The sequence below is a fragment of the Rhodococcus sp. AZ1 genome (assembly GCF_054979605.1).
Map to the genome: position 1 here is coordinate 21,643 of NZ_JBUEQF010000016.1, position 12,800 is coordinate 34,442.

The 12,800-nt window shown below is 70.4% G+C and carries 9 protein-coding genes; 3 read left to right on the top strand and 6 right to left on the bottom strand.

From position 1 onward, the window contains the following. The first annotated feature begins 42 nt into the window (after positions 1–42). Positions 43–2,157: an MMPL family transporter gene (locus ACY48E_RS15885; RefSeq protein WP_462873209.1), complete on the top strand. Its 2,115-nt coding sequence runs from the start codon at positions 43–45 to the stop codon at positions 2,155–2,157. Here the strand turns inward: ACY48E_RS15885 and dinB are convergent. From dinB to ACY48E_RS15900, 3 genes are read right to left on the bottom strand one after another with little or no spacing between them, the layout of a single operon-like run. Beyond that, positions 2,071–3,291 (bottom strand): DNA polymerase IV, encoded by a 1,221-nt coding sequence (gene dinB / locus ACY48E_RS15890; protein ID WP_462873211.1) that lies wholly within the window; start codon positions 3,289–3,291, stop codon positions 2,071–2,073. The genes ACY48E_RS15885 and dinB overlap by 87 nt on opposite strands. Beyond that, positions 3,288–4,877, bottom strand: coding sequence for a DNA polymerase Y family protein (locus tag ACY48E_RS15895; protein ID WP_462873214.1), 1,590 nt, complete (start codon positions 4,875–4,877; stop codon positions 3,288–3,290). The genes dinB and ACY48E_RS15895 overlap by 4 nt, the downstream gene beginning before the upstream one ends. Then, positions 4,874–5,626 (bottom strand): hypothetical protein, encoded by a 753-nt coding sequence (locus ACY48E_RS15900; protein ID WP_462873217.1) that lies wholly within the window; start codon positions 5,624–5,626, stop codon positions 4,874–4,876. The genes ACY48E_RS15895 and ACY48E_RS15900 overlap by 4 nt, the downstream gene beginning before the upstream one ends. Positions 5,627–5,742: 116 nt before the next feature. On the opposite strand from ACY48E_RS15900, the gene ACY48E_RS15905 reads away from it, so the two are divergent. Beyond that, positions 5,743–6,915, top strand: a complete 1,173-nt coding sequence (locus ACY48E_RS15905) for a serine/threonine-protein kinase (RefSeq protein WP_462873219.1) — start codon at positions 5,743–5,745, stop codon at positions 6,913–6,915. 130 nt (positions 6,916–7,045) lie between these two features. On the opposite strand, the gene ACY48E_RS15910 is transcribed toward ACY48E_RS15905, so the two are convergent. The 3 genes from ACY48E_RS15910 to ACY48E_RS15920 all read right to left on the bottom strand — a co-directional run bounded on the left by ACY48E_RS15910 (position 7,046) and on the right by ACY48E_RS15920 (position 11,549). Beyond that, positions 7,046–9,559, bottom strand: coding sequence for a collagen-like triple helix repeat-containing protein (locus ACY48E_RS15910; RefSeq protein WP_462873221.1), 2,514 nt, complete (start codon positions 9,557–9,559; stop codon positions 7,046–7,048). Positions 9,560–9,762: 203 nt separating this feature from the next. Continuing rightward, positions 9,763–10,404, bottom strand: a complete 642-nt coding sequence (locus ACY48E_RS15915; RefSeq protein WP_462873223.1) for a response regulator — start codon at positions 10,402–10,404, stop codon at positions 9,763–9,765. Further along, positions 10,401–11,549 (bottom strand): ATP-binding protein, encoded by a 1,149-nt coding sequence (locus ACY48E_RS15920; RefSeq protein WP_462873225.1) that lies wholly within the window; start codon positions 11,547–11,549, stop codon positions 10,401–10,403. The genes ACY48E_RS15915 and ACY48E_RS15920 overlap by 4 nt, the downstream gene beginning before the upstream one ends. Positions 11,550–11,647: 98 nt before the next feature. On the opposite strand from ACY48E_RS15920, the gene ACY48E_RS15925 reads away from it, so the two are divergent. Next, positions 11,648–12,775: a PspC domain-containing protein gene (locus ACY48E_RS15925; protein ID WP_462873227.1), complete on the top strand. Its 1,128-nt coding sequence runs from the start codon at positions 11,648–11,650 to the stop codon at positions 12,773–12,775. The last annotated feature ends 25 nt before the right edge of the window (positions 12,776–12,800 follow it).

A 12,800-nucleotide genomic window follows, 5' to 3' on the forward strand; every position in this document is an offset into this window, starting at 1 on the left:
GTCGGCATCTCACCCCGACCAACCGAGTGGAGACCGATTTCGATGACACGCTGGGCGCGCTTCTCCGTTCGCCGACGGTGGCCGGTGCTGATCACCTCGGTCCTGGTGGTGGTGATTGCCGGCGCCTGGGGTCTGGGAGTGTTCGGTCAACTGAGCCAGACCACGATCATCGATCCCGATAGTGAATCCGCGCAGGTGATCGACAAGGTGGCCGACCTGCAAACCGGCACACCCGACATCGTGGCCATCTACACCGCGCCGGAAGGGACCTCCCTCGAGAGCATCGGACCGCGGGTGCAGGCAGTTCTCGACGCCTTCCAGCAGGAGGTACGGCCCGAGGCGGTCATGTCGTACTGGACGGCGAGTCCGCTGGTCAAACCCAAGCTCGTCTCCACCGACGGCACGCGGGGACTGGTCACCGTCAAGCTCGGTCCGAACACCGGAATCACCCTCGCGACGTTCGCCGACCGCCTGGCCAAGCTCGAGGTCCCCGGCGTGGACTCGAAGTTCTCCGGCGGCGCGGTGGTCGAGGTCGCGTTCAGCACTCGGCTCGAGAAGGATCTGGTGCGCGCCGAACTGATCGCCATCCCGATCACCCTGATCCTGCTGGTGGTGATCTTCGGAGGGCTCGTCGCCGCCGCTGTGCCCGTGGTGGTGGGAGTGCTGTCGGTGCTCGGCGCCCTGGCCGTGCTGCGTGTGCTCACGACGGTGACGCAGGTGAGCTCGTTCTCGATCAACGTGGCATCACTGCTGGGCCTGGGCCTGGCGATCGACTACGGGCTGTTCATCGTCAGCCGATTCCGAGAGCAGATGCGGGCGGGCGACGACCCCGGCGAGGCCGCCGTGCGCACCGTCCTCACCGCCGGACGCACCGTCATGTTCTCGGCGCTCCTGCTGGTGTTCGCGTTCTCGGGAATGCTGATCTTCCCGCAGGCGGTGATCCGCTCCCTCGGCCTGGGCGCCATGGCCGCGGTGGTGTGCGCCGCCGCGCTGTCGTTGACCGCGGTTCCCGCGCTGCTGGCCATCCTCGGTGGGCGGATCAACGCGATCACCTGGAGCCGCACCGCGTCGGACCGCGCGGAGGAACGCGCGCACAAGCTGTGGGGTTCGGTGGTCACGACCGTGATGAAGCGGCCCGGCATCGTGGCGACCGTCATCACCGCGGCTCTGCTGGTGCTCGCCGCCCCGCTGTTCTCGGCTCAGCTGGGGCAGGCGTCCTACACCGCCCTACCGGCCGACGACCCGGCGCGCGTCGCGTCGGAGACCATCGCCTCCGACTTCACCGGAACCGGGGACGCCTCCGTGATCGTGCTCGAAGGGGCCGGGTCGCGACCGGACGGCACCGCGATCAACGCGTTCACCTCCGCGGCGCGGGCGATCCCGGGGGTGGCGACGGTCGACTTCATCGGAGCCAAGGACGACTACGTGGTGCTACAGGCCACCTACACCGATGGGGCGAACCGGGATTCGACCAACGCCGTCGTTCGTGGTCTGCGTGCTCTGAGCCCGCCCGATGGCACCACCGCCACCATCGGGGGAACGGTGGCACTGCTCCTGGACAGCAACACCGCGATCATCGCAGGGCTGCCGTGGATGATCGCGATCATGGTGCTCTCGACCCTGGTGCTGCTCTTCCTGGCGTTCGGGTCGGTGGTGCTGCCGATCAAGGCTGTGCTCATGGCCGCACTGAGCCTGTCGGCCACCTTCGGGTTGCTGACGTTGATCTTCCAACTCGGTCACGGCGCAGGGCTTCTCGCGGTCACCCCGGCACCGCTCGAGTCGACGTTCGTGGTGCTGCTGCTGGCCGTGGTGTTCGGGCTGTCCACCGACTACGAGGTGTTCCTGATGTCACGCATGGTCGAGGCGCGGACTCAGGGTGCCAGTACGGAGGAATCGGTGCTCGTCGGGGCGCAACGCACCGGGCGCATCGTCACCGCGGCGGCGCTGATCCTGATCATCGTCACCGGGGCGTTCACCGCATCTGGCCTGTCGATCATGCGGTTCCTCGGAGTCGGGATGATCGCGGCACTCATCATCGACGCCACCGTGATTCGCATGCTGCTGGTGCCCTCACTGGTGAAGTTGATGGGTGAGGCCAACTGGTGGGCGCCGTCGTGGATGAGCCGCCTGCATCGCAAGGTGGGAATCGGGCACTAGAGCGCCACGTGTGAGCGCACCACCGCCGAAGCGCCCGATCACCTCGTCCCGCGCGCGGTCGAGATCGGATTCGGTGGTGTCGAAGGGCAGCTCGAGTTGCGCGGTGAGAGCGCTGTCGATGTTGGACACGGCGACCCCGACGAGGGTCAGACCGTTGGCCTGTATCAATGGTGTTGCGGCCGAGAGCAACCGGCGAGCAGCGCCGAGCAGGATGTCCGTCTGTGCCGTCGGCCGGGCCAGGGTGTGCGATCGGGTGGCGCGGGTGTAGTCGTCGAAGCGCAGCCGCAGGGTGAGCGTGCGGCCGATACGATCGCTGCGCCGCATCCGATGGGCGACGCGGTCGACGAGCGCGGCGAGCGTGGCATCGATCTCCTCGGCGGTATGAGCCCGCCGACCCAGTGCGTGCTGGGCGCCCACCGACCGCTGGCGCACGCCGGTGCGAACGGGGCGATGGTCGATACCGTGGGAGAGCGCGTGCAGGTGCTCTGCCGCACCGGTTCCGAGCAGTGCCACCAGGTCGGTGTGCCGATACCCGGCCAGGTCACCGATGGTCGAGACACCGACCGAGTGCAGGGCGGCGGCGGTGACCCTGCCGACGCCCCACATGCGTTCGACACCGAGTGGGTGCAGGAACTCCAGTTCTCGATCGGGTGGAACCTCGAGCAGCCCATCGGGTTTGGCGACGCCACTGGCGATCTTGGCCATGAACTTCGTGCGCGCCACCCCCACGGTGATGGGCAGACCCACCTCGCCGGCGACTCTCTCGCGCAACCTCGCCCCGATACTCATGGGCGAGCCCACCAGTCGCGCGAGGCCGGAGACGTCGAGGAACGCCTCGTCGATGGAGATGCCCTCGACCACGGGGGTGGTGTCGGCGAACACCGCGAACACATCGGCGCTGGCCCGCGAGTACGCGGCCATACGCGGGGGCACCGTCACGGCCTGCGGACACAGTATTCGCGCCTGCCGACCACTCATGGCCGTGCGAACCCCGTATGCCTTGGCCTCGTAGCTCGCCGCCAACACCACGCCCCCGCCGACGATCACCGGTCGGCCGCGTAGCGACGGGTCGTCGCGCTGCTCGACCGAGGCGTAGAACGAGTCGAGATCGGCGTGCAGGATCGATGCCGTCATTCGTAGATGCCCTCCACGAACCATCGACCGTCGGCGTGGAACAGCAGCAGGGCGCGGGCATCGTCGATGACCACCTGCACGCGCGAGATGTGCCGCGCCGTGGAGGTCGCCGACAGATCCCACCAGCGCTCGTCCACCGACCACGGACCGGCCCACTCGTGCACGGTCATCTCCCGACTCCCCCACCGCACACGCTCCGGCGGAGCATCGAAACACCCGCGATCGGTGATGCGAACCTGCCGTGCATCGCCGGCCAGGACGCTCACCTCGGGGCGGGTGGGCAGCAGCGTGGTCGGCGACGGACCGGGCAGGCGCCCCGGCCAGGGCGCCGACGGGTCGGCGTCGGGAACCAGTTCGTCGCCCAGCGGCAGCAGAGTGACCCGCTCGCCCGGCCCTCGGCCACCGCTGAGCACCCCGACGCGCACCGCGTCACCGCCGAGCAGCCCCTGCACACGCACCAGAGCTCGGCGAGCGCGCTCGTCCTCGTCACCGATCCCACCCCAGAGTCCGAGTTGCAGGGCTCCCGCCGGAACCGCCTCGACGGGTTCGAGTCGCAGGACGGTGATGCCGGCGGTGGGCTTGTTCTCACTTCGCCCGGTGAGCCACCCGTCGAGTTGCCAGCGAATTCGATCAGCGGTGCCCTCGGGGGTCAGTGGTTCGGCGCAGCGCCAGATGCGGGAGAGATGTTCGCCGTTGCCGGTGCGCGCCTGCACCAGCAACCGGGTACAGGCCACCCCGGCTGCCGAGAGTGTCAGGTGTAGACGGTCGGCGAGTGCGCGCCCGGCGAACGCAGCCGCGTCCACCCGCTCGATGGGTGGATCGCACAGGTACTCCACGTCCAGATCGGGTGGCAGCACGCGCGCCGACGGCGGCCGCTCGGGTTCACCTCGCGCGCTGCGGTGCGCGGCCACCGCGTCGACACCGAAACGTGATGCGACATCGACCGGGGACAGCGCGCCGAAGTCACCGATGGTGCGAATACCGAGCCGGTACAGCAGGTCCACCAACTCGACGCGATCCGGAGCGGCCAGAGCGGGCTCGGCAGCGAGTTCCTGCATCGACAGTGGGGCCAGGAACTGCGCTCCCCCACCGCGCGGCACCACCACCCCGTGCCGGGCCGCGACGACCGCCGTGCTCATCTCGTCGGCGATCCCGATCTGGCACTCGACGCCGGTGGCCGCGACATCGTCGACCAGGCGCTCCGCTGCGGCCTCCTCCGACCCGAAGAATCGGGCCGCACCGCGTGCGGACAGCACCGCCAGACCCGGCCTGAGCACCTCGAGACCCGGTACCGACGCATCGATGGCCGCGGCGACGGGTTCGAACAGACGCGCGTCACGATCGGTGTCCGCCAGGGCGACGTACAGGTGCGGGCAGCGGGCCTGAGCCTCCCGTTTGCGCAGTCCTCGCCGCACCCCCTCGGTGCGCGCCGTGGCCGAACAGGCGATCACCCGGTTGGCCAGGATCACCGCGACCGGCGTGGTGGCGGGGATCGCCGCTGCGGCCGCGGCAGCGACCGCCGGCCAGTCCGGGCACCACACCGCGAGAACGCGACCGGGTGCGGCGGTAGTGGGCCCCGCGGTCACGACGGAACGGCCACGACGGAACGCTGCTGGCCGGCGGATACGCCGGGCTGGCCACGCCAGAGCACCCGACCGTCGGTGTACACCACCTCGATGCGGGCGGTCCGCGGGCGCACCGCCCGCCCCTGCGCGGTCACCTCCAGGTTCACCGAGCGCACTCGACCGTGCCCGGCACCTATGCCGCCGTAGCCGTCGACACGAGCGTCGAGGTGCGCTGCGACGCCCTCCCACTGCCCGTCGGTGACCAGCAGGACCGATCCTTTGGCACGCACACGGGCAAGAACCGCCCGCGACCGCGAGGGCGGTACCACGGCGCCGCCGAGACCGAGAACCACCATGTCGATGCCGTCGAGGAGCACCGCGGCCACTTCCACGGCGTCCGCCCCGGGATCGGGTACGACGGCCACACGCGAGAGTTCGGCGCCCATCTCGGCGGCAGCGAGCAGACCGAGCCGCGGCACCCCGACGACCGCGGCGTGACGGCCCGATGCCGTTGCCGCCGCGATCATTCCGACCAGGAGCGACGACGCCCCGGACACCGACACCACGCTGCCGCGGGCCAACCCGCCGTGCGGGAGCAACTGCGCCAGGGGCTCCGGTACCGGCAGGGTCGCCGGAGGCTGCGACAGGGTCGCCGGAGGCTCCGGGGTGTCCGACTGCCGGGATGCGCGGACACCGGCGAGGCGGGCACGCAGATGCTCCATGCGTTCGGCGCGGGAGATGCCCTCGACCAGGTCCACCGAGATCGGCACGATCCACCTCTTTCGAACACGCTTTCGAATACTTTCTCAGTAGACCCGACTCGGAGGCGAACGTCAAGGCGGTGAACGCGAGAGCGATCGGACCCACTCTCGGATAACCTCGCACCGTGTCGGATCAACAGCGCTCACGGTCGGTCATCGGCCCGGACTATCTGCTCGCCGGGCGGTACCGGCTCGATTCGAAGCTCGGCGGCGGTGGCATGGGCGCGGTGTGGCTCGCCAACGACACCTTGCTCAGTCGAAAAGTGGCCGTCAAGCAGGCCACATCCACCGAGGGCCTGCCCCCCGAGGAGGCGCGGGAGATCCGTGAACGTGCCATGCGCGAGGGTCGCATGGCCGCGCAACTGGACAGTCCGCACGCGATCGCGATGCACGACGTGGCGATCGACGGCGGCGAGCCGTGGCTGATCATGGAGTATCTGCCCTCGCGCAGCCTCGCGATGGCCCTGCACGTCACCGAGACCATCGCCCCTTACGAGGTGATCCAGATCGGCGCGCAGGTGGCCGACGCACTCGCCGCCGCGCACGCCGCCGGCATCCTGCACCGCGACATCAAACCCGGCAACATCCTCATCGCCGACCGCGGCAGCGGCATGGGCATGGTCAAGATCAGCGACTTCGGAATCTCGCGAGCGAAGACCGATCGCAACGAGCAGGACAACAGCGTCATCACCGGCACCCCCGAATACTTCGCCCCCGAGGTCGCCCGCGGCGCCGACCCCACCGAGGCCAGCGACGTGTTCTCCCTCGGCGCGACCCTCTACACCGCCACCGAGGGCCAACCACCGTTCGGACTCGACAACGACTCGATTGCGTTGCTGCGCAAGGTCGCCCGAGCTCAGATCATCGCGCCCCGGCGCAGCGCGGCAATGACCGCGACCCTGCTCGACATGCTCGAACCCGACCCTGCCCGGCGCCCGACCATGAGCGAGGTCCGTGATCGGCTGATCGCCCTGGCCGTCGGTAGGAACGGACACCCCGGCTCGATCATCAACCATCCCCTCACCGCCGCGGACGGCACCATCCCGTACTGGGCGCGCCGCGGTGCACGTACGGGCGGACGGGCGGAGAGGATCTACGGACAGACCATGACCGGGCTGCCCATCGCCTCGTCCGGCACCCCACTCGACCGTGTCCCGCGCCCCACGGCGTCGTACTCGGCTCCGGCGTTCGAGGTCAAACCACCACGCGGACAGAAGAAGTCGAACATCACCCTCTATGTCGGGATCGGCATCGCCGCACTGATCATGGTGATCGTTCTGCTCGCACTGCTGCTGTAGGCCCCCCGCTGTAGGCCCCGAAGACAAGACATGTCGGTGCGGAATCCACGTTCTGGACGTGGATTCCGCACCGACATCACTGCACCGGACGCCGCGGGTGACTCACCGCGGAGCCCTCAGCGAGAAAGCATCACCGCGGAACCTTGGATCCCGAGGCCCCGGCAGATCCGTCGGCGCCCGCAGCACCGTCGGTGCCCGCGGTTCCGGAGGCACCGGAGGCGCCGGTGGCACCGGACTGCCCTGCAGCGCCCGTGTTACCGGCAGATCCGGCAGTGCCCGACGCTCCCGCCGAACCAGCCTGACCGGTGGCTCCCGTGGAGCCGGCCTGACCGGTGGCACCCGTAGTTCCCCGGGCACCTGCTGTTCCGGCGCTGCCGGGGGTACCGAAGAGCCCACCCGCGCCTGCGGCGCCACCGGCACCACCCGCGCCACCGGCACCGCCCGCGCCACCGGCACCACCTGCGCCACCGGCACCGCCCGCGCCACCGGCACCGGGAGTGCCCGCCGCGCCGCCCAGACCGCCCGCACCGGGATTGCCCGCTGCGCCGCCCACGCCGCCGGCACCACCGGTGCCCGCAGCGCCACCGGCTCCACCGGCCCCGCCGATACCCCCGGGGCCGCCCTCACCGATCCGGCCGTCACCGGCGGAGTTGCCACCGTTGCCACCGTTTCCACCGGGTCCGCCCTGCGCACCGTTTCCACCGTTGCCGCCGGCGCCGCCGACGCCACCCACGCCTCCGGAGCCCGCAGCACCGCCGTCACCACCGACACCGCCGTTTCCGGCCGCGCCGCCGGTCCCGCCCGTGCCGCCGGTCCCACCGATGCCGCCGGTTCCACCAGCTCCGCCCGGGCCACCGATTCCTCCGGCACCGCCGGACCCGCCGGCGCCGAAGAGTCCGCCGCGTCCACCGGCACCTCCGGCACCGGCCGGGGTTCCTGCGGTACCGGCCCCGCCGACACCGCCGGTCCCGCCGATACCACCCGGGCCACCGGCGGTACCCGAACCGCCCACGCCACCGGCACCGCCCGCGGTGCCGTCGCCACCCTGACCGCCGACACCGCCCGCTGCACCGTTGGTACCCGCAGCACCCGCAGCACCGGTTCCACCCTGGCCACCAGCACCACCGTTTCCACCGTTGGCCAACGACGGTCCGGGATCACGAGCTGCGCCACCGGCACCACCGTTTCCACCGGCCCCGCCGCCGACACCCCCGGTTCCGCCGGCGCCGCCGCCACCGCCGACGGCGATGCCGTTGGCGTTGGTCGAGAAGCCACCGGTTCCGCCGTTGCCGCCGGACGCGCCGGGGCCGCCGTCACCTCCGCGGCCGCCCGAACCGCCGGTGTTGATGCCGCTCGGTGACGAGTTGGATCCGCCGTCGCCGCCGTTGCCGCCGGTCTGGCCGGGCACCGTGCCGTTGGCACCCTGCCCGCCGGCGCCTGCGGTGGTGATGCCGGCGACGCCGACGACGCTGGCGCCCGGGATTCCCGGCGCGGCCTGACTGGTATTGGACGGGGAGTTCACACCGTTGGCGCCCGTCGTGCCGTTGGCACCGGTCGCGCCGGTGGTACCGGTCGCGCCGGCCAACCCCGTGGCACCTGGTGTGCCGGCCGCGCCCGCGATGCCCGCAGCACCCGTGGTGCCCGTGGCTCCGGTCGTACCGACGACCCCGGGAGTTCCCGCGGTTCCGTTGCCGCCGGCACCGCCGTTGCCACCTCGGCCGTACAGCGACTGCGCGCCGGCGTTGCCGCCGTCACCTCCCTTGGCGCCCAGCCCGCCCTTGCCGCCGTTGCCGCCGTTGCCACCGAACAGACCGCCGTTGCCCCCGGCGCCGCCGGCGACTCCGGGGGCCATTCCGTCACCACCGGCACCGCCGTTGCCGAACAGCCCGGCGTTGCCGCCGCGCCCGCCGTTGGCGCCCTTACCACCGTTGCCACCGAAGATGCCGCCGTTACCGCCGTTGCAGGCAGGGCCCGTGCAGTCGGCAGGGGCATCGGCGCCGTCACCGAACAGGTAGGGCAGGACCAGAACGAAGGGGCCACTCGGCGTCGTGGACGCCGCTGCGGTCGAGCTCGGCGCGGCGGACGACGGTGTCGAGAGCAGATTCACGCGCGGTGCGCTGACCGTGGTGGGCACGGTGGCGGCGCTCGACGCCAGGACGACGGTGGCCGAAGCCGCACCGACAGGGGCGAGAGGCAGACCGACGCTCGCCGTCGAGGGACCCGGCGCGGGGGCCGGGGCAACAAGAGCTGGGGGTACCGGCCCCGGGGAAACAGGTGCCGGGGGCGCAATGCCGAGCATCGTCCACACCGGTGTCAAAGCCACGGTCTTCGCCTCGATGGAGGACGTGGGAGCGCTGCCGGTGGTGGTCGAGGTATCGACGATCGCCGGGGCCGAGGTGGACGGCGGCTGCCCGACCGTGCCGCCGGGCGCTGCGCTCGACGGTGAAACACCGCCGCCGAACGGCGGGGCGCCGACAGTGGTCGTGGAGACGGACCTCGCGGACGGTGTGGTGATGCCGCCGACGGCGATGACGCTGGCCGCAATGGCCATCCCCGCCGCCGAGCGTTGCGCCATCAGGGACCTGCGGGCGTGTGCTGCTCGCTTGCGTGCGGCCAGCCGTGCCTCGCGACGTGTCTCGCCCATGTCAACCTCTCCGTCGAACAGTGCAGACGACTCGGAGGAATGGCCATCGAAGGAGGGTTCCCGGAGCCGAACTCGATTGGTGCACAGGACTGTACGCACAGAGTTTCGGCCAGGACAGACTTATGGAGATTCTTTGGAATAGATGACAATAATTTCGTTCTCGATATAAATAACAATAAAAAGAAAATATCGGACCTCGGCGCCTAATCGATCCGCCGACCATGTGCCCAGCGGCTGAGCGCGTGTCGGTTGGACTGCTGAGTCTTGCGCAGCACGTTCGAGGTGTGGGTCTCCACGGTCCGCACCGAGATCACCAGATCCTCCGCGATCTCGCGATAGGTGTAGCCGCGCGCGAGCAGCCGCAACACCTCGCGCTCGCGCGGGGTCAACGACTCGAGCTCACGATCAGGGACGGCCTCGGGCGCCTTCCCGGTGAAGGAGTCGAGCACGAAACCCGCCAGGCGCGGACCGAAGACCGCGTCACCCCCGGCGACACGGCGAACACCGTCCGCCAGTTCGGCACCGGAGACGCTCTTGGTGACATATCCCCGTGCCCCGGCACGAATCACGGCGATCACGTCCTCGGCCGCGTCGGACACACTCAACGCCAGACACGCCGGCCCGGGTGCGATCCGGGCCAACACCGCCACCCCGCCGCCATCGGGCATGTGTACATCGAGCAGCACCACGTCGGGGGCCAGGGCATCGATCCCGCGCACGGCCTCGGCGACAGTTCCGGCCTCCCCCACCACCTCGATGTCGTCGATGCTGCTCAACTCCGCGCGCACGCCGGAACGGAAAACCTGATGGTCGTCGACGAGGAACACCCTCAGGGAATCACTCATTGCGTGTTCACCTTTCGCGGCATGCGCAGCGCAACCTCGGTCCCGCGACCGGGCGCCGATCGCACGGACACCGCGCCACCCCGGCGCTCGACGCGCGCACGAATCGACTTCGCCAACCCTGCTCGATCCTCGGGAACCGAGTCCACGTCGAAGCCCACGCCACGGTCGCGCACGAACACACTCACCTCGTCGTCCTCGACCTCGAGGTACACGTCCACCGACGCGACGCCGGAGTGCTTGGCCGCGTTCACCAACGCCTCGCGGGTGGCGCCGAGAACTGCGGTCGACCCCTCGTCGAGATCGGTGTCCCCGACCGTCACCGTCTCGACCGTGACGCCGTAGTGGTCCTCCACCTCGGCGGCGAGGGTCACGATCGCACCGGCCAGTGAACCGTTGTCACCGCGGGACCGGCCGAACAGCCATTGACGAAGCTCGCGCTCCTGGCCGCGAGCCAGACGCGCGACCTCGCTGGGCGAATGTGCCTGCCGCTGAATGAGGGCGAGGGTCTGCAACACCGAATCGTGCAGGTGCGAGGCAATGTCCTCCCGCTCGGCGGTGCGAATGCGTGCTGCACGCTCGGCCTCGAGGGCGCGCCACATCCGCAGCCACAGCGGCACCGTGAGCAACCCGATGCCGAGCACGGTCACCGCGGCCGCCAAGAGCGACGCCCGCACCGACGACAGATCGACCCGTGAGAACAACACCACCGCCAGGCCGATCACCACCAGCGCAGTGCCGCTGGCGATCCGCAACCAGCCCGCTCGGCGTGAGGCGATCGGCCCCCCGGGGTGACCGTCGAACTCCCGCCACACCACGGTGGCACCGACCACGACCACCACCAGCGGACCGAGGAACGCCCAGGAGGTGCCACCGAGCACCGCACCGAACAGCCCTGTCGCAACGACTCCGGTGGCCACCATCACGTAGGCGTTGCGCTTGTCCGTAGCCGTGGCCGGTTCGGTGTCCGAACCGGCGGCGGTGAACACCCACAGCAACCCGTAGGCCACCACACCGGCGCCGCCGAGCGCGGAGAGCACCGTGAACGCCAACCGCACGTGCGCGACATCGACGTCGAGGTGATCGGCGATCCCGCCGGCCACACCCGCCACCACGCGGCCACCAGCACGCCGCTCCATCGTTCTCATGCCCCGATACTGGCACGCACACGGGCGCAGAACATCCGGGTCGAGTTCAGGGATTGCCCGGATGTGCCCGCAGGCCGCAGCACGCAACGATGGGTGCCATGACCACACCGACCCCCACCCCGTCCCCACCGCCCTCCTCGACACCACCGCCCTCCTCGACCCCGTCGAGCTATGCCGACCGTGTCCGAGAGATGTGGCGCACCCGGCCGCACCGGCTCACCGACGACGGCAACATCGCCGGAGTGTGCGCCGGAATCGGCGCCCGTTACGACGTCGACCCCACCCTGATCCGCGTTGCCTTCGCGGTCGCCACGATCTTCGGTGGCGTCGGAATTGCCCTCTATCTCGTCGCGTGGGTGTGCTTCCCGAAGGACGACGAGCCGTTCGAACTGCGCGGCGGCGTCATCGTCGGCATCCTCGTGGTGGCGATCATTATCTCGTCCACCATCTTCGATTCCGGCCTCACCGGATCCGGCGCCGTGGCCCTCGCCGCGATGCTCGCAGGCTGGTGGCTGCTGCACCAGCGCACGCCGCTCCCGCCCGCGCAACCACCCGCCCCGACGGCCAGCCCGGCGACGACCGCAACAGCGGTGGACATGACCAAGCCGGTGGAAGGGACCGAGCCGGTGGAAGGGACCGAGCCGGTGGAAGGGACCGAGCCGGTGGAAGGGACCGAGCCGGTGGAGGGGACCGAATCGGCCGCACCCACCTCGTACACCCCACCGGCGTGGGATCCGCTGGGTGCCGCGCCGTTCGCCCACCATCTGCCCGAACCACCGCCCGCAGCCACACCGAAGACTCGCAAGCGTGGTCGACGGCGAGCGGTGTCGGCAGTGGCGATCATGATGGCCATCGTCTCGGCCGCGTTCGCGGGAGCCCTCGTGAGTTTCGTTCTCACCGGCCCCGAACGCGACGGGGTGAGCCTGGGAAACCGTTCCTTCGCGCCCACCTCCGCCACCGATCTCGCGCCCGCCTACACCGCGGACATCGGCAACCTGTCGGTCGACCTACGAGCAGTGGACCTGGCGACCGATCGCACGGTCGAGGCCTCCGCACGGATCGGAAACGTGGACGTGGTGATCCCCCAGAACATGCGGGTGGTCCTCACGTGCTCCACGCGGGCCGGCAACACCGCATGCTCGATCCCCACCGGGCCGAGCACCGGACCGGTCCTGACCCTCGACGTGCGCTCGGGGGCCGGTGACCTCACCGTCACCCGGCGCTGACGCTCATTCCCACTCGGCGCTGACG